Source organism: Mycolicibacterium boenickei (assembly GCF_010731295.1).
In the GTDB taxonomy this organism is placed as follows: Bacteria; Actinomycetota; Actinomycetes; order Mycobacteriales; family Mycobacteriaceae; genus Mycobacterium; species Mycobacterium boenickei.
Map to the genome: position 1 here is coordinate 2,826,231 of NZ_AP022579.1, position 23,758 is coordinate 2,849,988.

The following is a 23,758-nucleotide window of genomic DNA, read 5'->3' on the forward strand; positions in this document are numbered from 1 at the left end:
ACACAAAACTGCCCCTTCTCACTCGAAAAGGGGCAGTATGTGTCTGCTCGGCAGAGAAGGGGAGCGGCTACTCGCCGTCCTTCACCTTCGCCATGGCCAGCACGTCGAGGCGCTTGTCCAGCTCGGCCTCGCTCAGCTTGTCGCCGATCAGGCCGCGGTCGATGACCGTCTGGCGGATGGTCTTCTTCTCCTTCAGGGCCTGCTTGGCGACCTTGGCGGCCTCCTCGTAGCCGATCGCCGAGTTCAGCGGCGTCACGATCGACGGCGACGACTCGGCCAGGGTGCGCAGGTGCTCCTCGTTGGCGACCAGGCCGTCGATGCACTTCTCGGCGAACAGTTTCGACACATTGCTCAGCAACGTGAACGACTCGAGCAGGTTGCGCGCCATCATCGGGATGTACACGTTGAGCTCGAAGGCGCCGGACAGGCCGCCGACGGTGACGGCGGCGTCGTTGCCGATGACCTGCGCGGCCACCTGGGTAACCGCCTCGGGCAGAACCGGATTGACCTTGCCCGGCATGATCGAGCTGCCCGGCTGCAGGTCCGGCAGCTGGATCTCGCCCAGGCCGGTCAACGGGCCGGAGCCCATCCAGCGCACGTCGTTGGCGATCTTGGTCAGCGAGGCAGCGATGGTCTTCAGCGCACCCGACGCCTCGACCAGTCCGTCGCGGGCGGCCTGGGCCTCGAACGAGTCTGAGGCGGTGCGCAGTTCGGCCAGACCGGTCTGGTTGACGAGCACCTCGACCACCTTGGCGCCGAAGCCGTCGGGGGCGTTCAGCCCGGTGCCCACGGCGGTGCCGCCGATGGCGAGCTCACCGAGGCGGGGCAGCGTGGCCTTGACCCGCTCGATGCCGGCCTCGATCTGACGCGCGTAGCCGCCGAACTCCTGGCCCAGCGTCACGGGCACCGCGTCCATCAGGTGGGTGCGGCCGGACTTCACCACGGTCTTCCACTGCTTTGCCTTGGCGGCCAGGGACTCGTGCAGCACCTCGAGTGCCGGGATCAGGTGGCGCACAGCGGCTTCGGTGGCCGCGATGTGGGTGGCCGTCGGGAACGTGTCGTTGGAGCTCTGCGACATGTTCACGTCGTCGTTGGGGTGGACGGTCACGCCGTTGCGGGCGGCGATCGAGGCGATCACCTCGTTGGCGTTCATGTTGGAGCTGGTGCCCGAGCCGGTCTGGAACACGTCGATCGGGAACTGGTCGTCGTGCAGGCCGTCGGCGATCTCGCCGGCCGCGGCGATGATGGCGTCGGCCTTGTCGGCGGCCAGCAGGCCCAGGTCCTTGTTGACCTGTGCGCAGGCGGCCTTCAGCAGACCGAGCGCGCGGATCTGGGTGCGCTCCAGCCCGCGGAAGGAGATCGGGAAGTTCTCCACGGCGCGCTGGGTCTGTGCCCGCCACAGGGCGTTGACCGGCACCCGGACCTCGCCCATGGTGTCGTGCTCGATGCGGTACTCGACAGCGTTGTCGGTGCTCATGAATGCCTTTCTAACCAGTTACGGGAGCGGGTAGGCGGCGGTCTTGTCGCCGGTGAAGTCGATCGCGGAGTACTCGTTGAGTTTGGTCAGCCGGTGGTAGGCCTCGATCATCCGGACGGTGCCGGACTTGGACCGCATGACGATGGACTGCGTGGTGCAGCCACCGGGGTAGTACTGCACGCCCTTGAGCAGGTCACCGTCGGTGACACCGGTCGCGCAGAAGAAGACGTTCTCACCCGAGACGAGGTCGTCGGTGGACAGCACCTGGTCCAGGTCGTAACCGGCGTCGATGGCCTTCTGGCGTTCGGCGTCGTCCGTCGGGGCCAGCTGGGCCTGGATCGCGCCGCCCATACAGCGGATCGCCGCGGCGGCGATGATGCCTTCGGGTGTTCCGCCGATGCCGGCCAGGATGTCGGTGCCCGAGTTGGGGCGGCAGGCCGAGATCGCACCGGCGACGTCGCCGTCGGTGATCAGCCGGATGCGGGCGCCCGCGGCGCGGGCATCCTCGATCAGCTGGGCGTGCCGCGGCCGGTCCAGGATGCACACCGTCAGGTCGCTCACCGAGGCGCCGCGCACCTTGGCCACCCGCCGGATGTTCTCGCCGATCGGGGCGGTGATGTCGATGGCGTCGGCGCATTCGGGGCCGACGGCGATCTTGTTCATGTAGAACACGGCCGACGGGTCGAACATCGCGCCGCGTTCGGCGACGGCGAGCACTGAGATGGCGTTGGGCATGCCCTTGCTCATCAGGGTGGTGCCGTCGACCGGGTCGACGGCGAAGTCGCACTCCGGTCCGTCGCCGTTGCCGACCTCTTCACCGTTGAAGAGCATCGGTGCCTCGTCTTTTTCGCCCTCACCGATCACCACGACGCCGCGCATCGACACCGAGTTGACCAGCTCACGCATGGCGTCGACGGCTGCCCCGTCGCCGCCTTCCTTGTCGCCGCGGCCGACCCAGCGGCCTGCGGCCATGGCGCCGGCCTCGGTCACCCGGACCAGTTCGAGGGCAAGGTTGCGATCGGGGGCTTCTCCCCGCGTGGGACTCATGGCCCAGATTGTCCCAGAACGTGGTCAGCGTTTGGGAGCTGGGATACTGACGAGCATGTCCTCAGAGCCGACCTCCCAGCCAACCCCGGTCCCGAAGCCGGAAAAGTCGCGGTTGCTGCAGGACGGCCGGGATATGTTCTGGTCGATGGCTCCGCTGGTTGTAGCCTGCATCGTACTGGCCGGCATGCTGGGCATGTGCTCGTTCCAGGCCGGCGGGCCCGGGGTGGGTCCGCCGCCGGAATTCGATGCGCCGGCCGCCCTGCAGGCCGATGCCGACGTGCTGAAGATCCCCATCCGGCTGCCCCAGCTGCCCGAGGGCTGGCAGCCCAACTCCGGTAGTCGCCACGGTATCGACGGCGGGTTGACGCTGCCCGACGGCCAGCACGGCCGCGCGGTGTCCTCGCGCATCGGCTACCTGGCCCCGAGCGGTAAGTACCTGAGCCTGACCCAGAGCAATGCCGACGAGGCCGCTCTGGTGGCCTCGATCAAGCCGGATTCGTACCCGGCCGGCACGCAGGACGTCGAAGGGGTGACCTGGGTGGTCTACGAGAGCAGTGACCCGGAACCGGTGTGGACGACGAAGCTCAGCGGACCGGCGCAGGTCGCGATTACGGGTGCCGGTGGTACTGATGAGTACCGTACGCTTGCGAGTGCGACGCAGAAGCAGTCGCCGCTGCCGATCAAGAGGCCGTGACGCACTAACGGATGGAGCCCGTGTTGTCGTCGCCAGTTGCAGATCTCACCGGGTGGACCGCCACCCCCTTCACCGCAGCCGACCAGACCTACGACGTGTACCGCAAGGGCGAAGGCCCCGGCGTGGTCTTGATTCCCGAGATCCCCGGCCTGCATCCCGGCGTGCTCGCGTTGGGCAACCATCTGGTGGACAACGGCTTCACGGTGGCCGCCCCGTCCCTGTTCGGCACCCCCGGTGCGGCCGCGGTGCGGCCTGGCGCCATCCCCGTCATGCTGAAAGCTTGCGTGACAAAGGAATTCGCGGCGTTCGCGACGAACGCGGACCGCCCCGTCGCGCATTACCTCCGGGCTTTGGCCCGCGATCTCAACGCCAACACCCCAGGTAAGGGCGTCGGCGTCATCGGGCAGTGCTTCACCGGTGGTTTCGCACTGGCCGCCGCGGTGGACGACAGCGTGCTGGCCCCGGTGTTGAGTCAGCCTTCGGTGCCGATCGCCCTGACCGCGGCGCAGAAACGCGATCCGGGCATGTCGGAGGCCGAGCTCAAGATCATCGAGCAGCGGGCCGCCAATGACGGCCTGTGCGCGCTGGCCCTGCGGTTCAGCCAGGACCGGCTGGCACCGGGGGAGCGGTTCGCCACCCTCAAGGCGCGACTCGGCGACGCGTTCGAGGTGATCGAGATCAACTCGAAGAAGGGCAATCCCGACGGCTTGTCCGCGTCGGCGCACTCGGTGCTCACCGATCAGGTCCGCGAGGTCGACGGGCATCCCGCGTACGAGGCGCGCAAGCGGGTGGTGGCCTTTCTCACGGAACGTCTGGTGGCGTAGCGGGTTCCGGCTCGGCGTCGGACTCTGGTTCGGCCGTCGCGTCCTTCTGCCGACGTGGCCACCATTTCTTGCGGGGTGCGTCGGGCTCGTCGGTTTCGAGCTCGACGCCCTTGTAGACGGCCAGGTACACGCTCACCGTGGTGACGATGATGATCATCAGGACCGGCCCGATCACCAGACCGAAAAAGCCGAACATCGAGATGCCGGCGAACACCGCCAGCAGCATCAGCGCGGGGTCCAACCGGGCGGCCTTCGGCACCAGCCACGGGCGCAGCAGATTGTCGATGTTGGTGACCACCAACAGGTGGAACACCACCACGAAGAGGCCGCCGATGATGTTGCCGAAGAACATCATTCCGATGCCGAACGGAATGGTGACGATGCCGCCGCCGAGCGGGATCACCGACAGCGCGGTCAACAGGATCGCGAAGACGAAGAACCCGTTGTGGAAGCCGGCGATGTAGATCGAGATGGCCCCGGCCACGCCTTGGCAGAACGCGATCACGAACTGGCCCTTGACCGTTCCCTTCACCATGGCGCCCGTCTTGGCCAGGTACAGGTCGGTGATCTCCTCGCCGAGCGGGTTCAGGCGGCGGATCAGGGTGGCCATCTCGTCCTTGTTGACCAGCATCGAGATGAACACGTACAGGAAGATGATCGATGAGGTGATCGCGCCGACCATGCCGCCGACCGCGCCTTGGAGGACGCCCAGCAGCCATTCACCCAGGTGCTGCGAGAGCTTGACCACGGTGTCGCGCAACGAATCCGCGGTCAGGTGGATGTCGAGGAACGGCACCCGGCCCAATAGTGAGTTGACCAGTTGCAGGGCCCGGTCGCCGAGCGTGCTGAGGTCGGTGTCGGCGATCCAGGTGCTGACCATGTTGACGAGCTGGGTGACCTGCACGATGGCCATGAACACGATGAGGGACACCGGGATGATCACCATGAGGATGGCGACCAACAGCGTCAGCGTGGCTGACAGACCGGTGCCGAATCTGCGCTGAAACCGTTGGTAGAGCGGGGTAAACAGGTAGGCGCCGACCGCGGCCATCACGATCAGGACGAAGAAGCTGCGCAGGAAGTAGGCCCCGAGAAACAGGGCGAGCACGGTGAAGACCGCCAGCGCCCGCTTCTGGGTGAGGGTGAACTGGTCTTTCATCTGTACCTCTTCCGCCCCTGCCCGCCCGTTGCGCTGACCCTATCGCCACCTCATCGGAACAGTCGGTATTGAGCGTCAGTCCAGATTCACGCTCGGACCGGCGTGGGCGGCCTGGGCGGCGCGTTGTGAGGCGACGAACCGCATCGAGAGCCGTTGCATGAGTCCCGGCGCCAGCCGGGCGAGGAGCCAGGAGGCATGGGCGCGACGGGGCTTGACCAGGATGGCCTTGTTGCGCTCGATGGCGCGCAGGGTGTCGGCGGCCAGGCGGTCGGCGTCGTAGGCGGTCTTGACCCCCTGGCCCTGAAGGAAATAGTCGCGGCCGACGAACCCGCCGACCGCGCCCTTGTCCAGGATGGGCGTCTCGACGGCGGCCGGGCACACCGCCAGTACGCCGACGCCGTGCGCGGCCGCCTCGGAACGCAGCGCCAGCGACATCCCGACGACGGCGTGCTTGGTCATCACATAGCTGGTGAGCTGACCCGCCGCGGCCAGCCCGGCCATGGATGCGGTGTTGACGATGTGGCCGTGACCCTGCCGGATCATCTGTGGATACGCCGCGGCGACACCGTGCACGACGCCGCGCACGTTGACGTCGATGATGGCGTTCCACTGGTCCAGCGTGAGCAGCTCGGTGTTCCCGCCCCAGACGATGCCTGCATTGTTGAACATCAGGTCGAGCCGGCCGGCCCGCTCCACCACGCTGTCGACCGCGGCCTGCACGGCGGCCGGGTCGGTGACGTCGAGGCGTGCCGACCGGGCACCCACCTCAGTGGCGGTGCGCGCTGCCGCTGCTTCGTCGATGTCGGTGCAGAGCACCTCGGCGCCGGCGGCCACCAGTGCGCGGCACAGCGCCGCGCCGATACCGGAACCCGCGCCGGTGACGATCGCCTGCTTACCGGCGAAAGACGTCATGCGCGATCCGCCTTCGGCTTCTCGCTGGTGTTCACCCCTGGGCCAGCTTCATGACATGACCGAGGATGTCCGGATACCGCTTGAGGTGCGCGCCGCCGTTGAGATCGAGCACCTCGCCGGTCAGCCACGACGCCTGCGGCGAACACAGGAACACCACGGCGGCCGCGATGTCCTCGGGTGTTCCGCTGCGGCCCAGCGCGGTGTTCTCGATGTACTCCTCGACCACACCGGGAATCATCGCCGCGGGATCGGTCAGCGGGGTCTTCACGAATCCCGGCGCGATCGCGTTGACGCGGATGCCGCGCGGACCCATTTCGAGGGCGGCTACCTGCGTCAGCATCGACAGCCCGGCCTTGGCGGAACAGTAGGCGCTCATACCGGCCGCGGGCTGGCGCCCGTTCAGCGATGAGATCGACACCAGCACACCGCCTTCGGGCAGATTGCGGCCGGCGTGCTTGGCGACGATGAACCCGCCGTTGAGGCAGACGTCGACGACGGAGCGGAAGTCCTCGACCGCCAGGTCGGTGATCAGGCCGACATTGCTGAACCCCGCGCAGTTGAGCACGATGTCGATGGGTCCCGCGGCGTCGAACAGCTTCTGCACCGCATCCTCGTCGGTGACGTCGACGTAGAAGCTCGTATGTGGCGGGCCGAGCTGAGCGGCCCGCGCAGCAGCGCCGTCGGCGTCACGATCGGCCACGACGATGCGGCAGCCGTCGGCGGCCAGGGCCTGGGCGCTGGCCCACCCGATCCCCGAGGCTCCGCCGATCACGAGCGCGACCCGTTGCGTGGTCATGCCTTACTCCCGTCAGGTCGATGGTCGCCCCACTTCTTGTCTATGGCGTTCCACGGGTCGGCCAACTTCCCGGGATAGTCCTTGTACGCGGACTTCGATCGCAGGAACGCGCGAATCAGCGGTGCCGCCAGTCCGATCGGAAAACGCTTCAGCCCGGCGTTGGCCCTGGTATCTGCCAGCAGCTGCGGCCACGAGTGATGCTGGAACCCGAGCACCTCCTGCGAGCGGGTGGTGTCCATCCAGTCGGTGGCGAACCAGGCGGTGTCGTCGTCGGGGTTGCCGGGCCTGCCGATCGGCAGGCCACCCTTGATGCCCATCGCGGCCGCCGCTTCGGAACCGACCGCCGACTGGATGTGCCGGTGCGTTTCGGCGTCGCCGCCGATGAGCAGGACTTCGTGGTTGGCGGTTTCGGTCGGGACCGTGGTGGCCGCGACGAACGCCGCCGCCACATCACGCACGTCCACGGTCTGCAGGCGCCCGTCGGCGGGCAGCACGCTCTCGAACGAGATCAGGTCGACGTCGATGTCGAGGCTGAACTCGCAGCTCATCACCCCGCCGAGACGCAGGATCAGCCAGTCCAGCTTCGAGGCCCTGACCAGCGCTTCGGCCTCGACCTTGTGCGCGCCGTAGATGTCTGACGGGTTGACCGGGGTGTCGGGCCGCAATACGTCGTCGGTGTGGTGCGGATTGCGGGCGCCGTAGACGGCGATGCTGGAGGCCTGGATGAACCGCGGCGGCGCGGGCTGGGCCTCGGCAGCGCGCAGCAGCGACGCGGTGGCCTCGACGTTCACCTTCCGGGCCAGCCCGCGACGCATGTAGCAGAACGGCGGGATGATCGCCGCGAGGTGGATGATCGCGGCCGGCGCGACCGCGGACACCAGCGCGTCGACGGCGGCGGAATCGGTCAGATCGGCCCAGCGCACCTCTACGGATGGCGGGAGCGCGGCGGCGGCCTTGCGGTTCGCCGGGACGTCGAGATCTGTCGCGACCACCGTCCGGCCACCGGAGGCCAGCGCCTTCACGACGGCCGAGCCCACCAAACCGAACGCGCCGGTAACCAAAACAGCGTCGGACATAGGCCTCCTCGCTAGAACGTGTTGCAACACTAGCGAACGCAAGTGTGGTGTGTGTCACCGCGATCCCGACCGAATTGGGGCGTTCGCGGCAGACGGTTCGCCCCGGGGCGCTCAGCAACTCGCACCCGGCCGTCGTACTGGGGGTGCGCCGGAGAAGGCGAATGTTGCTGCAGTTGCCTCAAAAGCATTGATCAGTGGCACCTTCAACGGATACCCGTGACCGGCATCACGTCGCATGCCTCAATGTGATCTATTTGCCGGAACGGTCGTCGTACCCGGATTTGGAAATTTGCCCGGGACATATGCAAGGTGTGGCTGTAGGTATCGGCGAAAGTGAGCCAATCGCAGGCGTTTGTGATGTACTCGGTTGCACGCGTCAGCAATTGGGGAGGTGTGGGATGTCCGAAGATGTCGTGACGGGGGTTAACGACAGTGACTCCGGCGAAATTGCCGAAGAAGTTGCTGTCGGGTCCTCGGTGATTGTGTATCCGGGAACTGACGAAGAACTGCACGGCACTGTCGTCGAAGATTTTGCCGACCTGGCCGGGACGGCGGTTGAGGTCGCCGGCGAGCGAATCGTCGAACCGGCACGGCGGTGGGCGGTCAATCTCGACGACGGCGGCCTGGTGTTCGTCGACGACGACAGCATCGCGCTGGCCGCGGAAGCTGCCTGAGTTCCCGTAGTTCACCGCACGCTCAGCGGAAGCCGGTGTAACCGGCGCACCAGCAGGCTGGGCTGCCACTCGGCGTCGCCTGCCGGCCGAATTGTGCTGCCGGCTGACAGCAGCGCCGAGAGCACGATCCGTGCTTCGAGGCGGGCGAGTGCGGCGCCGAGGCAGAAGTGCCCGCCCTTGCCAAAAGCGACATGGTTCTTGATGTTCGGCCGTCCCAGCCGGAACTCATTCGGGGCCTCGAACACCGCCTCATCGCGGTTGGCTGCGCCCCACAACAGCAGTAGATGGCTGTCTGCCGGCACCGCGACCCCCGCCAGTTCGGAATCGGCCAATACGTGCCGATAGTGCCCCCGGAACGGGGACTCGAACCGGAGCACCTCCTCCAGGAACGGCGCGATCAAGGCCGGATCACTGCGCAGCCGTTCAGCGAGTTCGGGCCGGCGACTCAGAATCCACACTGCGCTGCCGATCAATGACGCGGTCGATTCCGCGCCTGCGCCGACCAGCTGGATCAGCATGAACACCGCCACGTCCGCGGACACCCGCTCGGCCGCGCTGTAGGCGGCCAGATCTCCGAGCAGGTTTTCCCGTGGGTTTGCCGAAGCTGCACCGAACTGTTCGGTCAGGTACCCGCCGAGCTCGACGGCCGCGATCCCTGACGCTGTCAGTTGTTCGGTGTCGACCAGCCCGTCCAGCAGTTGGGTGCTGGCGTAGGCCCACGTGACCAGCCGATCGACGTCCTCGGCCGGCAGTCCCAGCAGTTGCGCGACCACCAGCATGGGCAGGCGGTCGGCCAGCGTCGACATCCACTCGAACTCTCCGCTCGCGCCGGTCAACAGCTCGGCGGTGAGGTCGGCGATGAACGGTTCGAGTTCGGCGATCCGCCTGACCGCCATCCGGGGCAGTACCAACTTTCGATGGGCGGCGTGAGCCGGGTCGTCAGCGGTGGCCAGCACGTGGATAGGGCTGCCCGGCTCGCCCATGCCGAATGCGGAGACGGTGCCGTCGGGCTGCGACCACATGGTCGCGGTGAGATTCGAGGAGAAGTCTTGGGAGCGCGCGGTGGCCTCGATGACGGCGTCGAATGACGTCACCAAGAAGAACGGCGAGTCGCCGACCTGGGTAACCGGCGCATCGGTGCGCAACCGGTCGTAGAGCGGATACGGATCCTGCAGGCAGGCCGGTGCGAACAGTTCGTGTGCCAGAAGCATTTGCCCAGGTTGGCTGGCGATTCTGGGCCCGTCAACGGAGCCCGGGCATGTTGATATCGGCCGTTGAGGACCTGGGGCAGGGAGTGTCTCAGCGGGACACGTTGACCTGCGGAGTAGTTGAGAAAGGGTCCGCATTCTGTCTCAGTGTGCGATAAGTTCGCTCCCATGTCTCCCAAGCGTGCGGACTGGTTGGTCGGCGGCGACCGCCGGGTTGAAGCTGCTGAGCGCATCTATGGCGCGGCCGCTGAGATGGCGGCTCGCGACGGGTTCGACGCGCTGGACATCGACGCGCTCGCCGCCCGGGTGCACTGCTCACGCGCGACGGTGTACCGGCATGCGGGCGGCAAGGCGCAGATCCGTGATGCGGTGCTGGCCCGGATGGCCGCGTCGATCGTGGGGGAGGTACGGCGGGCGGTTGACGACCTCACCGGCGCGCATCGAGTGCTGACCGCTATTACCGTTGCGCTGCAACGTATCCGGGCCGATTCGATGTTCGAGCCACTGCTCAGCTCGCTGCGCAGCGGAGAGGGGATGGCGGACCTGACGCAGTCGCCGGTACCGGCCGCGTTCGCCACCGAACTCACCGGCCTGGACGAGGACGACCCGGCGGCCGCGGCATGGATCGTGCGGCTGGTGCTGTCGTTGTTGGTCTGGCCGGGTGTCGATGACGCGGCCGAGAGGGAGATGTTGGAGCGCTTCGTCGCCCCGGCGTTCGGTGGGACGCAGGTCTAGTCGCCACGGCGCACACATCGAAAACCGATGTGGCTCATGCCCGTATCCACCATCTGAGGCCTCCGGGCCGCCGGGCGGTAGCGCATGCAGTAGCTGTCGGCACACAGGAAGGAGCCACCTTTGATCACCCGGCGGCCGATCTGGAACTGCGGCTGGTTCGGGTCGTAGGTGTCAGCGGCACAGCAGGGCGTGGTGGCCCGGTCATCCCCGTACCAGTCGGTGGTCCACTCCCAGACGTTGCCGGCCATGTCGTACAGGCCGTAACCGTTGGGCTCGAAACTGCCCACCGGTTTCGTTGTGCCATAACCGGTGTCGGGCAGGTAGGGGAATTCGCCGTGCCAGTAGTTGGCCAGCCGCTGGCCGGGCTGCTCCGGCTCGTCGCCCCACGTGTACGCCCCGCCGGAGAGCCCACCCCGGGCCGCGGTCTCCCACTCGGCCTCCGTCGGCAGCGCCAGGCCGGCCCAGTCCGCGTACGCCGCGGCATCGTCAAAGGCGATGTGCACCACGGGATGCTGTTCACGTCCCTTCAGCGACGACCGTGGTCCACGGGGATGATTCCAGCACGCACCCGGCGTCCATGCCCACCACTGGTTGATGTGGCGTAGATCCACCGGGCCGCTGGTGCGCTGGAACACCATCGAGCCGGGCACCAGGTTCTCGGGCGGGGCTCCGGGAAAATCGTCCGGGTTCACCGGCCGCTCGGCCACCGTGACATAGCCGGTGGCCGAAACGAACTCGGCGTAGTCGGCATTGGTCACCTGATGACGCTGGATCCAGAACCCGGCGCTGGCGACCTCACGAGCGGGCGCTTCCTCCGGGTAGTGCGAGTCGGAGCCGAGCAGCGTCGTCTGCGCCGGAATCCAGACCAGATCGGTTGCCGTCATGCATCGACTCTGCGGTGAGGGCGAGGGTTACTCGCACTTGTGCGCCCTGGACGCAGAGTCGATGACCTCGGTGCGAACTCAGTCAAAGACCGTGGTCCAATCGTCACGCATGCTGGCCACGGCCCAGCCCTGTTCGGCGGCGAGTCCCAGCGCCTTCTCCGCCCCTACGGTGTAATCGAATTCGCGGTCGGGGTCGTCGTGGCGGACCAGCAGGCCCATCGACGGTCCGGGCCCGCCGGCGGTGTACTCGAGCATCTGGATGTCGCCGTTGGAGTTGCCTGCCGCGAAGATCGGGCGGCGGCCCACCCGCCCCCAGATGCGGACCGCCTTGACCGGACCGTCGTTCAGGAATTCCGGCGTGGCCGTCGTCTTGAGTTGCCCGTCGACGAAGTCCAGCCCCACCGAACTACCGATCACCCGCTCCGGCGGAACGCCGTACATCGGCGTTGTCACCGGGCGCATGAAATCACGGCCGCCGCCGGAGACGATGTAATTGGTGAAGCCGTTGGCCTCCAGGTAGCGCAGCAACTCGATCATGGGCAGATAGCCGCACGTCGTGTACGCACGGCCCAGCGTCGGGTGTTGCGCCTCCGCGAAGAACGCCCTGATCTGGTCGGCGTGCTCATCGACCGTCAGTCCGGCGTAGGCCGAAAGTATGCCACCGGCAAGAACTTTCAGTGCCGAGTCATCACCGTTGTAGTGCTTGGTGACGGCATCGCCGAACCAGGCCAGATCGCCCGAAGCCGCAGCGGTGTAGGGCTGCTTGGCGGCCAGGGCCGGGTCGGCCGCCGCCTGCTCCGCCAGTCGTCGCACCAGGAAGTCCAACTGGATGTAGGCCGGCTTCTCACACCACAGCGTGCCGTCGTTGTCGAACACCGCGACGCGCTCCTCGGGTGCGAACTCTGCTGTCGCTGCGCCTACGAAGTCGACGATGGCCGACTTCGTAGGCCCGTCATTCCAGGAGTCCAGCATCTAGTCGGCCGCCAGGAACGAATTCAACTTCTGAATGGCGTGGTTGATCGTGAACGACGCCGCCTCCTGGCGTGGCGGGAACTCTTTGAAGGATTCCAGGAATTTCGTCACGATCGTGCTGCCGTAGAACGCGATGTAATCGTGATCGAGCCACCAGTCGTAGTACGTGTTCGACGTGATGTCACCGCGCTCATAGGGATCGGTGCGCAGATTGAAGATCTTCGGGGCCCGCAGCGGGGTGAACGGCTCGGCCCAGATCTGCAGCGTGCCCTGGCAACGCTGCTCCTGGAACACGACTTTCCAATTGTGGAAACGCAATCCGAGCACATCACAGTCATCTGAGAAGTAGATGAAGCCCTTGCGTGGGCTCTCATCGACCTCGCCGGTGAGGTAGGGCAGCAGATTGAAGGCGTCCAGGTGAACTTTGAACGTCTTGTCTCCCGCCGTATGGCCCGCCTTGAGCTTCTCGATGATGTCAGGCTCCCCGGCGGCGGCGAGGAACGTGGGAAACCAGTCGTGGTGCTGGATGATCTCGTTGGAGATGCTGCCGGCCTTGATCTTTCCGGGCCAGCGGATCAACTCGGGCACCCGGAAGGCGCCTTCCCAGTTGGTGTTCTTCTCGCTGCGGAACGGAGTTGTCGCGCCGTCGGGCCAGGTGTTGGCGTGTGGGCCGTTGTCGGTCGAGTAGATCACGATGGTGTCCTCGGCGATGCCCAGTTCATCGACCAGGTCGAGGAGCTTGCCGACGTGACGGTCGTGGTCGATCATCGTGTCGTGGTAGGGCGATTGCCAAACACCTGCCTGGCCAACCGATTCCGGCTTCGTGTGCGTCCGCAGATGCATGTGGGTGGTGTTCATCCACACGAAGAACGGGGTGTCGGCCGCGACCTGGCGCCTGATGAAATCCACGCAGGCGTCGGTGGTCTCGTCGTCGATGGTCTCCATCCGCTTCTTCGTCAGCGGGCCGGTGTCCTCGATACGCTGCTTGCCCACGGGGCCGAACTTCGGATCGTCGGGTTCGGTGGAGACCTCGTCAGTCGCCCACGATCTGATCACGCCGCGGGGACGCTGCAGGTCGGCCAGCACCGGGAACTGTTCCTTTGTCGGATAGTCCGGTAGCTCGGGTTCTTCTTCGACGTTGAGGTGGTAGAGATTCCCGAAGAACTCGTCGAACCCGTGCGCCGTTGGCAGGTACTTGTTGAGGTCGCCGAGGTGGTTCTTGCCGAACTGCCCGGTGGCGTAGCCGAGCGGTTTGAGGCATTCGGCGATGGTCGGGTCCTCGGCCTGCAATCCGACGTCGGACCCCGGGACGCCGACCTTGCTCAGGCCGGTCCGGTAGACGCTCTGCCCGGTGATGAAGGCGGAACGTCCTGCGGTGCAACTCTGTTCGCCGTAGGCGTCGGTGAACAGCATGCCTTCCCGGGCGATGCGGTCGATGTTGGGCGTCTGATACCCCATCAACCCCATGCTGTAGCAGCTGAGGTTCGAGATTCCGATGTCATCGCCCCAGATGACGAGAATGTTGGGCTTTCCCTTGGGCATGGTCCGACTCCGCTCAGTCCTTGGCCAGGAATGCGTGCAACTTCTCGACCGCGTGGTCGATGCTGAAGCTGGCCGGTGGGTGCCTCGGCTTGAACTCCTCGAACGTTTCGAGGAACTTCGTGGCCATCGCCGTCGCGTAGAACACGAAGTAGTCGTGGCGCAGCAGCCACTCGTAGTACGTGTTCGACGTGATGTCGGCGTACTCGTAGGGGTCGGTGCGCAGGTTGAACAGCTTCGGCACGCGCAGCGGGGTGAAGGGTTCGGCCCAGATCCGCAGGGTGCCCTGGCAGCGCTGTTCGGCGAAGACGATCTTCCAGTTCTCGAATCGCATCGCGACCAGATCACCGTCGTCGGAGAAGTAGAAGAAGCCGCGCCGCGGGCTCTCGTCGACCTCTCCGGTCAGGTAGGGCAACAGGTTGTAGCCGTCGATGTGCACCTTGTACTCGGTGTTCCCGTCGGCACCGGCCTTGTGCCCCTTCTTCAGCTTCTCGCTGATGTCGGGGTCGCCGGCGGCCGCGAGCAGCGTGGGCAGCCAGTCGTGGTGCTGGATGATCTCGTTGGAGACGGTGCCGGCCTTGATCTTTCCGGGCCAGCGGATCAACTCGGGCACGCGGAAGGCGCCTTCCCAGTTGGTGTCCTTCTCGCTGCGGAACGGCGTGGTTCCGGCGTCGGGCCAGGTGTTGCGGTGCGGCCCGTTGTCGGTCGAGTAGATGACGATGGTGTCCTCGGCGATGCCGAGTTCGTCGAGCACATTGAGCACGGTGCCCACGTTCCGGTCATGGTCGATCATCGTGTCGTGGTACGGCGACTGCCACAGCCCGGCCTGCCCACGGCTTTCCGGTTTGGTGTGGGTGTAGAGGTGCATGTGGGTGAAGTTGCACCACACGAAGAACGGATTGCCCGCCTCGTGCTGGCGCTTGATGTAGTCGACGGTCGCGTCGGCGATGTCCTCGTCGATGGTTTCCATCCGCTTGGTGTTCAGCGGGCCGGTGTCCTCGATGGTCTGCTTGCCGACGGCGCCGTACTTGGGGTCGTCGGGTTCGGTGGAGACCTCGGTCGTGGCCTTGCACTTCAGCACGCCGCGCGGCTTGGCCAGGTTGTACAGCCGCGGGTAGCGGTCCTCGTGCGGGTAGTCGAAGTTCTCCGGCTCTTCCTCGGCATTGAGGTGGTAGAGGTTGCCGAAGAATTCGTCGAACCCGTGGACGGTCGGCAGGTATTTGTTCAGATCACCGAAGTGGTTCTTGCCGAACTGGCCGGTGGCGTATCCCATCGGCTTGAGCAGTTCGGCGATCGTCGGATCCTCGGCGGACCAACCGATGTCGGCTCCCGGTATCCCGACTTTGCTCATGCCGGTGCGGTACACACTCTGTCCGCTGATGAAGGCGGCCCGCCCCGCGGTGCAGCTTTGCTCGCCGTAGGAATCGGTGAACCGCATGCCTTCGTTGGCAAGACGGTCGATGTTGGGTGTGCGGTAGCCCATCAACCCGTCGCTGTAGCAACTCAGGTTGCTGATGCCGATGTCGTCGCCCCAGATCACCAAGATGTTCGGTTTGCCGTTTGGCATGGTTGGCTCCTTGCCCTGCCGTCGTACCCCGATCCCGAGTCCGACCTTATGCGTTCGGTCACGCACAGGACGCGGCTTCGCCCGCCTGTCGCCCGATATTTACGGATTCGCCGGAAATTCGGTGGTAAGACCAGAGCCATGAGCGAGTCGGCGGCACGCGCCGCGGTGCGCACCCTGCATCCCGGCTACTTCGCACTCGTCATGGCTACCGGAATCATTTCCATTGCGATGAATTACCACGGCGCACATGCGCTTTCGGTGATCTTGCTGTGGGTGGCGGGGGTCTCTTACCTGGTGCTGGTGGTCCTGACCGTGGTGCGCACTGTCCGTTACCGCCGTGAGTTCGTGGCCGACCTGACCGATCCGAGCCGCGGGTTCGCCATGTTCACGTTCGTGGCGGCAACGTGTGTGGTCGGCACCAGATTGGCTGCCGACTCCTATTACGGGCCGGCGTTCACGCTCCTGGCAATCGGTTGGGTGGCCTGGATGGTTCTGGGCTATGTGGTGCCCTGGACCGCGGTTCTCGCTCAGGCCGCCCGGCCAGTACTGGAGCGCGCCAACGGAACCTGGTTCATCTGGGTGGTGGCCAGCCAGTCGGTCGCCGTGCTGGCCGCCGCATTACAGCCCGAGATAGCCGCGGGCCGTTCGGAATTGGCGCTGCTGGCGGTGTTCTCGTGGTCGGTGGGGATATTTCTCTACGGTGCCGCGGGGATTTTCGTGGCCATCCGGATGCTGGTGTATCCGCTGCTGCCGACTGACCTCACCCCGCCCTATTGGGTGGCGATGGGCGCCACCGCGATCACGGTGGTGGCCGGAGCCCGGATCGTGGAGATGGCGGACGCGCCGATGGTGTCGGCCACCCGCGGCCTGATCGCGGGAACCTCGGTGTTCTTCTGGGCCTTCGGTACCTGGCTGATTCCGCCGTTGATCGCCGCCGGCATCTGGCGGCACTGGATCCACCGCATCCCGCTGCGCTACGACGCCACCCTGTGGAGCATCGTCTTCCCGCTCGGCATGTACGGCGTCGGTGGGCACTACCTCGGTCAGGCCGATCAGCTGCCGATCGTGGAGTACATCGGATACACCGAGAGCTGGATCGCGCTGGCCGTGTGGGCGGTGGTGTTCCTGGCCATGCTGCGCCACCTGTTCCTCACACTCCGGCCTGGTGTCAGGGACGCATCCGGAGCACCCTTAGAGGTGGAGGGTGATTGAGATGTATGACAAGGATCTGACCAACAAATGGCTCGTCGAGATCGAGTTCTCAGAGGACGACGTCCACACCCACGCCTCGGCCCGGGCGCAGGTGCGCGACGACACGATGTCCACCACCGGTGATGCCTACCGAAACCCGAGAGACCCCGGGGCGCCGATGATCGGTGAGGAGATCGCCGCGGCCCGCGCGCTCATCGCGCTGGGCAGCGACCTACTGCATGCCGCGTCGGCACGCATCGAACAGTCGACGCACCATCCGGTGCACCTGTACCGCTGACCGCGTGACGGCCTAAGCGGTGACGGGCTGCTTGGGCCCGGACTCCATCTGGTGGAACAGGTCGACGTAGTAGGGCATGCACTCGGCCATGGCCTGCTCGGTGGTGAACAGCGGCTGGTAGCCCAGGTCGCGCTTGGCCTTGGCGATCGAGAAGTAGTTGTTGAGGTAAAGCCGTTCCACCGCAAGGGGTTCGATCAGCGGCTCGGGCAACGCGAACCTGAAGTGCAGCCACTGCCAGGCCATCATCACCTTGTGCACCAGCTTGCCCGACACGTAGAACGTCGGCAGTTTGCGGCCGCACGCCGCGATCACCGGGCGGGCGAACTCGAACATGTTGATCGGCTCGCCGTCGTTGATGAAATAGGCCTGACCGGGTGCGGTGCCACCGGGGACCAGGTGCTGGCCGGCCAGGATGAAACCGTGAATCAGGTTGTGCACGTATGAGTTGTCGAGCTTGATGTTCTTGTTGCCGACGAGCACCTTGACGTGTCCGGCGAGCACGTTCTCGAACACCTTGCGGAACATGGTCTGGTCGCCACGGCCCCAGATACCACTGGGCCGGATCGAACACGTCAGCATGGCTCCGTTTGTTCCCGCCGTGCCATTTTGACTTAGCACGAACTTCTCGGCCACCACCTTGGTCTCGGTGTAGAGGTCGTTGAACCGGGCGGTGTAGGGCATGGTCTCGTCACCGTTGACGATGTCCTGTCCGCCCATCACCACACTGTTGGAGGCCGTGTAGACGAAGCGCTTGACGCCGGCTTCCTGGGCCGCGTGCACCAGGTTCTTGGTGCCTTCCACGTTCACGGCGAAGCTGCGCTGCCGGTACTCCTCGGTGACCGAGGCACCGCCCATCAGGTCGATGATGGCGGCGGTGTGGATGACGGTGTCGATGTCCTTGACGGCTGCGGCCACGGTCTGCTTGTCGCAGATGTCGCCCTCGATGACCTCGAGGCCGGCGTGATCGCCCAGCGGGGACGGTGCCCGGTCGAAAGACCGCACCGAGTATCCGCGGTCGAGCAGCTCGGTCACCAGGTTGGCGCCGACGAAGCCGGAGCCACCGGTCACCAGGACGCGGCCGAGTTCAGTGGTCAGAGATGCGTCACCCATGCCCGGAAGCTTAACTGAAACAGGTTCCAGTTTCGAGCGCGATGAGCAAAAGACGTTGCTGGATCAAGTTTCGTCGGCCTCGCGCGCGGCCAGTGCCTGTTCGACGCGCTGCCGCGCTCCGGCTAAGTGTTCCTCGCATCGTTGTGCCAGCTTCTCGCCACGTTCCCAGAGATTGAGCGAAGCATCGAGGTCCAATCCACCCTGCTCCAGCTGCTGCACGACGGCGATCAACTCGTCGCGGGCCTCTTCATAGCCCAGTTCACTAATAGGCTTAATACTCACGATCCTCGCGCCCCCTCTACTCGCTACCGTCGCTGACGGCTGCAGCCTCATTGCCGTCGCTGACGGCGGTGATCACTCCGTCGGACACCCGCACCCGCAATCGGGTGCCTTCCGGTGCTTCGGCCACTGACCGTAGAACTGTCGGCGTGCCGGACGCCGGGACCGCCTGGACCACCGCGTAGCCGCGCGCCAGCGTCGCGGCCGGACCGAGCGCGGTCAGCCGCGCCGACAGATGGCCGATGGTGTCGGCCTCCGCGGTGATCTTCCGGGTGATGTCGCGTTGGGCGGTGGCCCTGGCCCGCGCGATCTCGTCGGCCCGCGCGGTGAGCCCCGCCAGCGGCTGCGCCAGCACCGGGCGGCTGCGCAACTGGTCCAGGTGGTGCTGCTCCCGGTGAACCCAGTTGCGCAGGGCGCGGGCGCTGCGCCGGTGCAGATCGGTGATCAACGCCTGTTCGGCCGCCGCGTCGGGCACGATCCGCTTGGCGGCGTCGGTCGGGGTGGCCGCGCGCACGTCGGCGACCAGATCGGACAGGGGAGTGTCGGGTTCGTGGCCGATCGCGCTGACCACCGGGGTGCGGCAGGCGACGATGGCCCGGCACAGGGTCTCGTCGGAGAACGGCAGCAGGTCCTCGACGCTACCGCCGCCGCGCGCCAGCACGATCACGTCCACCTCGGGCATGGCGTCCAGTGCTGCCAAGGCATCGACGATCTGCGGAACCGCATTGGGGCCCTGAACGATGGTGTTGCGGATCTCGAAGCGCACCGCTGGCCAGCGGGTGCCGGCAACGGTGGTGACATCACGCTCGGCGGCCGAGGCGCGTCCGGTGATCAGTCCGATGGTGTTGGGCAGGAACGGGATCGGCCGTTTGAGCCGCGGGTCGAACAGCCCTTCGGCCTCCAGCAGCCGGCGCAGCCGTTCGATCCGGGCCAACAGCTCACCGATGCCGACCGCGCGAATCTCACTGACCCGCAACGAGAATGTGCCGCGACCAGTGTAGAAATTGGGCTTGCCGCAGATGATCACCTGCGTGCCCTCGGTCAGCTTGACCGGGGCGTTGCGCACCAGATCACGCGGGCAGGTGAGGGTCAGCGACATGTCGGCCGCCGGGTCCCGCAGGACCATGAAGACGGTTTTCGAATCCGGGCGGATCTTGAGCTCGGTCAGCTGCCCCTCGACCCACACCGTGCCGAGCCGGTCGATCCATTTGGCGACGCGGGTCGCGACCGCGCGGACCGGCCAGGGATTCTCCGGTGACTGACCCGGTTCGGTCACTTCGCGGTCGCGCGGGTGATCCTGTTGGCGAGCAGCGTCACGAACGGTGCGCGGGCCCGGCCGGCCTCTTCGTAGGCCAGCAGCGCCTCAAGGTCGGCCACCCGCAGGGAGGTCAACCGGGCGCGCAGCTGCGCCAGCGTCAGCGCGTCGTATCCGAGCTCGCCGGCGATGTCCGGCGCGGCGCCCGCAGCGGCGGTATTGGCGGCCTTGCCGTTCGTCGAGCCCGCCGACTCGGGCTCCCCGGTGCTGTAGAGGGCGAACCGGCCCTCGGTGCGCCGCTCACCGTCACCGGGCGCGTCGACGTCGGCCTCGGAGTCGCCGTCGGAGTCGAGGTCCTCGTCGAAGGTGGCCCACTCCGGCTGCTCGTCCTTGGGCGGAAACAGCTGCTCGAGGGTCTCGTCGCCCTTGACCACCAATTCAGCGAGGTTCTGCTGGACATGCATGACGAGGTTGGCCGCCTGACTGGCCACCGTCATGGGATAAGTCAGGATCGTCTGAGGTAGCTTGCGGGTTTCCTCCAGGGCGGTCGCAGCCGCACCCACCAGCAGCCGGACCCCGTACGGTGCAGTTCCCATGTGCACAGACTAGCCACAGCCACGGCTGGCTCCGCTGCGTTGTCGCCCCGTACCCTGGAGACATGCCGCCGACAATCAACATGGGTATCCCGGGTGCCACCAGCTCGGTGAGGTCAGGCGGTGGTTCGCAAGCCTCCGGCAAGCGGGTCCTGCTGGCCGAGCCCCGTGGGTACTGCGCCGGTGTGGACCGCGCCGTCGAGACCGTGGAGCGTGCCCTGGAGAAGCACGGCGCCCCCGTTTACGTGCGCCACGAGATCGTCCACAACAAACACGTGGTGGAGACGCTCGCCAAGGCCGGCGCGGTGTTCGTCGACGAGACCGACGAGGTGCCCGAAGGGGCGATCGTGGTGTTCTCGGCGCACGGCGTTGCGCCGACTGTGCACGAGACCGCCGCTGAGCGCAGCCTGCAGGTGATCGACGCGACCTGCCCGCTGGTGACCAAGGTGCACAACGAGGCCAAGCGATTCGCCCGCGACGATTTCGACATCCTGCTGATCGGTCACGAGGGCCACGAAGAGGTTGTCGGCACCGCCGGTGAGGCGCCCGACCACGTCCAGGTCGTCGACAACCCGGACGCGGTGGACAAGGTCACCGTGCGTGACCCGGACAAGGTCATCTGGCTGTCGCAGACCACGTTGAGCGTCGACGAGACCATGGAGACGGTGCGCCGGCTCCGTGAGAAGTTCCCGACGCTGCAGGATCCGCCGAGCGACGACATCTGCTACGCGACGCAGAACCGCCAGGTGGCCGTGAAGGCGATGGCCCCCGAATGCGAACTGGTGATCGTGGTGGGTTCACGCAATTCGTCGAACTCGGTGCGGTTGGTCGAGGTGGCCCTCGGCGCCGGTTCGCAGGCCGCTCATCTGGTGGATTACGCCGAGGACATCGATCCGGCTTGGCTGGAGGGCGTCACCACAGTGGGCGTCACCTCCGGGGCATCGGTTCCCGAGGTGCTGGTCCGCGGTGTGCTCGAACGGCTGGCCGAATACGGCTATGGGACCGTGCAGCCCGTCACCACCGCCAACGAGACGTTGGTGTTCGCCCTGCCGCGGGAGATCCGCCCGCCGCGCGCCTGATCGACACGCACGGTCGGCCTTAGGCCTCGATCAGTCGTCGTAATCCCAGGAGTGACGGCCCCTGGCGGCTGCGCCCTTCGATGACCGGGGCCGCGTGCGGTGCTCCACCCGGCGGTCCTCGTCGTCAGTTCCGCGGTAGCGCACGCGCGACACCGGATGGTGCGTCGAGCGACCCGACCCCGTCGGCGGGTCGAACGAATCCTCGAACGGCTGATAGTCGTCGAATCGGCGGCGCTGCCGCTGCGGGCGCTCACGCGGGGCGTCGAACGACGCCTCACGCTCACGCCGCTCCGGCGGTGGCTGCTTGCGCGGTTCGCGCGGCTGGGTCCGTACCCGCCTGCGAGGTTCGCCGGCTCCGGGTTCCGCCGCGCGCGGGGGCCTGGGGCGCCGCGGCCGCTCGGGCATCGCGCCGTCGAGTTCGCTACCGAGATCGCCGTCGGTGGCACGGCTCGGGCGGGGGCGTGGTGCCGCGGAACGTTTGGTGGGCCTGCGTTCCCCGCGAGGTCGCCCGGAGGCCGTTGCGGCCGCCGCCGCTGCCCCTGTGCCGGGCTCTGCGTCGGCCGGGCGGCGGCGAGATGGCCGATCGGATGGGCGCCGTCGCGGCGGGGCATCGGCCGCCTCTTCCGGCCGGGCCTTCCGGTCCCGGCGGGCCGACGCGGTGGCGGGTTTGCGGAGAACGAGTCCGGAAAGTTTCTCTGTGACAGATGACACAATCCCCGCGACGGGCGTTGCCTTCGCCGTTTTGGCCGTTCCGGTGTCAGCCGATTCGGCCGCGTCGGCGCCGCGACGTGAGGTCAGGCCGACGTACCACCGGCCGAGTCCGATCAGCAGCACCGCGGCCGAGAGGAAAAGCATCAGCGGAAAACGTTCGATCAGCGGATATCCGCAGTTGATCGCGAGGTCCTTCACGCCCCCCAGCTGGCCGCCGTGGAACAGGAAATAGGACCCGGGAACGGCGACGAAAAGTATTAGTGGGGGCTGGATCACAGCGGTGAACAGACCGGCCTGCTGGACCACCAGAACAGCCACGATGCAGCCGAGGGAATAGCAGACCGCGAATACCGCGCTGAGCTCGCGATCACCCGAACCGGCGTCGAAAGCAAAGCCGATGGCGGTAGCCGTGATCGCGATCAGCACGGCACCCCACCACGGCACACCGGCGAATCGCGGGTGTACAGAGCGATGGTCAGCCGGCACTGCCGACTGTGCGCGCTGTCCTGACACACGTAGACCGTACCGGCTCAGTCTGGTCACGTGCTGCCAGCTCGCGCTGGCGCGCCCGTCACACCCGCTTAGACTGTGGTCCCTGTGAGCCTGAACCTGGGAATCGTCGGTTTGCCGAACGTCGGAAAGTCGACTCTGTTCAATGCCCTGACACGTAACGACGTGTTGGCGGCCAACTACCCGTTTGCGACCATCGAGCCCAACGAGGGCGTGGTTCCGCTGCCCGATCCCCGGCTCGACAAGCTCGCCGAGATCTTCGGCTCGGAGAAGACCGTGCCGGCCCCGGTGACGTTCGTCGACATCGCGGGCATCGTGAAGGGCGCCTCGGAGGGCGCCGGCCTCGGCAACAAGTTCCTCGCCAACATCCGCGAGTGCGACGCCATCTGTCAGGTGGTGCGTGTGTTCGCCGATGACGACGTGGTGCACGTCGACGGCCGGGTGGATCCGCGCTCGGACATCGAGGTGATCGAGACCGAGCTGATCCTGGCCGACATGCAGACGCTGGAGAAGGCGGTGCCGCGGCTGGAGAAGGAAGCCCGCAACAACAAGGAGCGCAAGCCGGTCCTGGATGCGGCGGTCGCGGCCCAGGCGGTGTTCGACGACGGCAAGACGCTCTTCTCGACCGGCAAGGACTGGTCGATCCTGCGTGAGCTGAACCTGATGACCACCAAGCCGTTCCTCTATGTGTTCAACGCCGACGAGTCGGTGCTGACGGATCCGGCCAAGCAGGCCGAGCTGCGCGAGCTGGTGGCCCCGGCGGACGCGGTGTTCCTGGACGCGAAGATCGAGTCGGAGCTGATCGAGCTCGACGACGAGTCGGCCCACGAGCTGCTGGAGTCGATCGGGCAGACCGAACGCGGTCTGGACGCCCTGGCCCGGGCCGGCTTCCACACGCTGCGGCTGCAGACCTATCTGACGGCCGGGCCCAAGGAAGCACGGGCCTGGACCATCCATCAGGGCGACACCGCCCCCAAGGCGGCCGGCGTGATCCACACCGACTTCGAGAAGGGCTTCATCAAGGCCGAGGTGGTGTCGTTCGACGATCTCGTCGACGCCGGATCGATGGCCGCCGCCAAGGCCGCGGGCAAGGTCCGGATGGAAGGCAAGGACTACGTGATGGCCGACGGGGACGTGGTGGAGTTCCGCTTCAACGTGTAGGGACGAC

Annotated in this window: 24 protein-coding genes; 8 read left to right on the forward strand and 16 right to left on the reverse strand. The window is 66.5% G+C overall.

Going from position 1 to position 23,758, the window contains the following annotated elements; translation table 11 throughout:
• Positions 1-67: 67 nt before the first annotated feature.
• Both G6N57_RS13465 and glpX read right to left on the reverse strand, forming a co-directional pair.
• The gene (locus G6N57_RS13465; protein WP_077742936.1) at positions 68-1,477 is read right to left on the reverse strand and encodes a class II fumarate hydratase; all 1,410 of its coding nucleotides are present in this window, start codon (positions 1,475-1,477) and stop codon (positions 68-70) included.
• Between the two features lie 18 nt (positions 1,478-1,495).
• The gene (gene glpX / locus G6N57_RS13470) at positions 1,496-2,524 is read right to left on the reverse strand and encodes a class II fructose-bisphosphatase (RefSeq protein ID WP_029107932.1); all 1,029 of its coding nucleotides are present in this window, start codon (positions 2,522-2,524) and stop codon (positions 1,496-1,498) included.
• Positions 2,525-2,579: 55 nt separating this feature from the next.
• Here glpX and G6N57_RS13475 point away from each other — a divergent pair, with 55 nt between their 5' ends.
• Together G6N57_RS13475 and G6N57_RS13480 are read left to right on the forward strand one after the other, a co-directional pair.
• Positions 2,580-3,218, forward strand: a complete 639-nt coding sequence (locus tag G6N57_RS13475; protein WP_077742937.1) for a DUF4245 domain-containing protein — start codon at positions 2,580-2,582, stop codon at positions 3,216-3,218.
• Positions 3,219-3,229: 11 nt separating this feature from the next.
• The gene (locus G6N57_RS13480; RefSeq protein ID WP_097926296.1) at positions 3,230-4,042 is read left to right on the forward strand and encodes a dienelactone hydrolase family protein; all 813 of its coding nucleotides are present in this window, start codon (positions 3,230-3,232) and stop codon (positions 4,040-4,042) included.
• On the opposite strand, the gene G6N57_RS13485 is transcribed toward G6N57_RS13480, so the two are convergent.
• From G6N57_RS13485 to G6N57_RS13500, 4 genes are all read right to left on the reverse strand, one after another.
• Entirely contained in the window at positions 4,020-5,201 is a 1,182-nt protein-coding gene (locus G6N57_RS13485; protein WP_077742938.1) for an AI-2E family transporter, read from the reverse strand. The genes G6N57_RS13480 and G6N57_RS13485 overlap by 23 nt on opposite strands.
• Positions 5,202-5,276: 75 nt before the next feature.
• Positions 5,277-6,113 (reverse strand): SDR family NAD(P)-dependent oxidoreductase, encoded by an 837-nt coding sequence (locus tag G6N57_RS13490; protein WP_077742939.1) that lies wholly within the window; start codon positions 6,111-6,113, stop codon positions 5,277-5,279.
• A gap of 31 nt (positions 6,114-6,144) precedes the next feature.
• Positions 6,145-6,909, reverse strand: coding sequence for an SDR family NAD(P)-dependent oxidoreductase (locus G6N57_RS13495; protein ID WP_097926295.1), 765 nt, complete (start codon positions 6,907-6,909; stop codon positions 6,145-6,147).
• Positions 6,906-7,985 carry a cholesterol dehydrogenase/isomerase gene (locus G6N57_RS13500; protein WP_077742941.1) on the reverse strand — a complete coding sequence of 360 codons (1,080 nt, stop codon included), beginning with the start codon at positions 7,983-7,985 and terminating at the stop codon, positions 6,906-6,908. The genes G6N57_RS13495 and G6N57_RS13500 overlap by 4 nt, the downstream gene beginning before the upstream one ends.
• Positions 7,986-8,383: 398 nt before the next feature.
• On the opposite strand from G6N57_RS13500, the gene G6N57_RS13505 reads away from it, so the two are divergent.
• On the forward strand, positions 8,384-8,659 hold the full coding sequence (locus G6N57_RS13505) for a hypothetical protein (RefSeq protein ID WP_174814481.1): 276 nt from the start codon (positions 8,384-8,386) through the stop codon (positions 8,657-8,659).
• 11 nt (positions 8,660-8,670) lie between these two features.
• Here the strand turns inward: G6N57_RS13505 and G6N57_RS13510 are convergent, their stop codons facing one another.
• Positions 8,671-9,870 carry a cytochrome P450 gene (locus tag G6N57_RS13510; protein ID WP_077742942.1) on the reverse strand — a complete coding sequence of 400 codons (1,200 nt, stop codon included), beginning with the start codon at positions 9,868-9,870 and terminating at the stop codon, positions 8,671-8,673.
• A gap of 165 nt (positions 9,871-10,035) precedes the next feature.
• Between G6N57_RS13510 and G6N57_RS13515 the strand changes: the two genes are divergently transcribed.
• Positions 10,036-10,602 carry a TetR/AcrR family transcriptional regulator gene (locus G6N57_RS13515; protein WP_077742943.1) on the forward strand — a complete coding sequence of 189 codons (567 nt, stop codon included), beginning with the start codon at positions 10,036-10,038 and terminating at the stop codon, positions 10,600-10,602.
• On the opposite strand, the gene G6N57_RS13520 is transcribed toward G6N57_RS13515, so the two are convergent.
• From G6N57_RS13520 to G6N57_RS13535, 4 genes are all read right to left on the reverse strand, one after another.
• Positions 10,599-11,486 (reverse strand): formylglycine-generating enzyme family protein, encoded by an 888-nt coding sequence (locus G6N57_RS13520; protein WP_077742944.1) that lies wholly within the window; start codon positions 11,484-11,486, stop codon positions 10,599-10,601. The two genes, G6N57_RS13515 and G6N57_RS13520, sit on opposite strands and share 4 nt — an antisense overlap.
• A gap of 78 nt (positions 11,487-11,564) precedes the next feature.
• Positions 11,565-12,458, reverse strand: a complete 894-nt coding sequence (locus tag G6N57_RS13525; RefSeq protein ID WP_077742945.1) for an HAD family hydrolase — start codon at positions 12,456-12,458, stop codon at positions 11,565-11,567.
• On the reverse strand, positions 12,459-14,000 hold the full coding sequence (locus G6N57_RS13530; RefSeq protein WP_077742946.1) for an arylsulfatase: 1,542 nt from the start codon (positions 13,998-14,000) through the stop codon (positions 12,459-12,461).
• A gap of 13 nt (positions 14,001-14,013) precedes the next feature.
• Positions 14,014-15,564 carry an arylsulfatase gene (locus tag G6N57_RS13535; protein WP_077742947.1) on the reverse strand — a complete coding sequence of 517 codons (1,551 nt, stop codon included), beginning with the start codon at positions 15,562-15,564 and terminating at the stop codon, positions 14,014-14,016.
• A 138-nt stretch (positions 15,565-15,702) separates the two neighbouring features.
• Between G6N57_RS13535 and G6N57_RS13540 the strand changes: the two genes are divergently transcribed.
• Complete coding sequence (locus G6N57_RS13540) at positions 15,703-16,776, forward strand: tellurite resistance/C4-dicarboxylate transporter family protein (RefSeq protein ID WP_077742948.1); 1,074 nt, start codon at positions 15,703-15,705, stop codon at positions 16,774-16,776.
• Position 16,777: 1 nt separating this feature from the next.
• Positions 16,778-17,053 carry a dsRBD fold-containing protein gene (locus G6N57_RS13545; RefSeq protein ID WP_065463287.1) on the forward strand — a complete coding sequence of 92 codons (276 nt, stop codon included), beginning with the start codon at positions 16,778-16,780 and terminating at the stop codon, positions 17,051-17,053.
• Positions 17,054-17,065: 12 nt separating this feature from the next.
• Here G6N57_RS13545 and G6N57_RS13550 read toward each other — a convergent pair whose 3' ends face one another.
• From G6N57_RS13550 to G6N57_RS13565, 4 genes are all read right to left on the reverse strand, one after another.
• Entirely contained in the window at positions 17,066-18,163 is a 1,098-nt protein-coding gene (locus tag G6N57_RS13550) for a 3-beta-hydroxysteroid dehydrogenase (protein ID WP_077742949.1), read from the reverse strand.
• A gap of 63 nt (positions 18,164-18,226) precedes the next feature.
• The gene (locus G6N57_RS13555) at positions 18,227-18,439 is read right to left on the reverse strand and encodes an exodeoxyribonuclease VII small subunit (RefSeq protein WP_077743257.1); all 213 of its coding nucleotides are present in this window, start codon (positions 18,437-18,439) and stop codon (positions 18,227-18,229) included.
• Between the two features lie 22 nt (positions 18,440-18,461).
• A complete protein-coding gene (gene xseA, locus G6N57_RS13560; protein ID WP_077742950.1) occupies positions 18,462-19,718 on the reverse strand; it encodes an exodeoxyribonuclease VII large subunit in 1,257 nt (418 codons plus the stop codon).
• Positions 19,715-20,293: a lipid droplet-associated protein gene (locus G6N57_RS13565; protein ID WP_077742951.1), complete on the reverse strand. Its 579-nt coding sequence runs from the start codon at positions 20,291-20,293 to the stop codon at positions 19,715-19,717. The genes xseA and G6N57_RS13565 overlap by 4 nt, the downstream gene beginning before the upstream one ends.
• A gap of 62 nt (positions 20,294-20,355) precedes the next feature.
• Between G6N57_RS13565 and G6N57_RS13570 the strand changes: the two genes are divergently transcribed.
• Entirely contained in the window at positions 20,356-21,369 is a 1,014-nt protein-coding gene (locus tag G6N57_RS13570; RefSeq protein ID WP_077742952.1) for a 4-hydroxy-3-methylbut-2-enyl diphosphate reductase, read from the forward strand.
• Between the two features lie 30 nt (positions 21,370-21,399).
• Here the strand turns inward: G6N57_RS13570 and G6N57_RS13575 are convergent, their stop codons facing one another.
• A complete protein-coding gene (locus G6N57_RS13575; protein ID WP_163646631.1) occupies positions 21,400-22,593 on the reverse strand; it encodes a DUF6542 domain-containing protein in 1,194 nt (397 codons plus the stop codon).
• Positions 22,594-22,677: 84 nt separating this feature from the next.
• Between G6N57_RS13575 and ychF the strand changes: the two genes are divergently transcribed.
• Positions 22,678-23,751 carry a redox-regulated ATPase YchF gene (gene ychF / locus G6N57_RS13580; RefSeq protein WP_077742953.1) on the forward strand — a complete coding sequence of 358 codons (1,074 nt, stop codon included), beginning with the start codon at positions 22,678-22,680 and terminating at the stop codon, positions 23,749-23,751.
• Positions 23,752-23,758 lie beyond the last annotated feature (7 nt).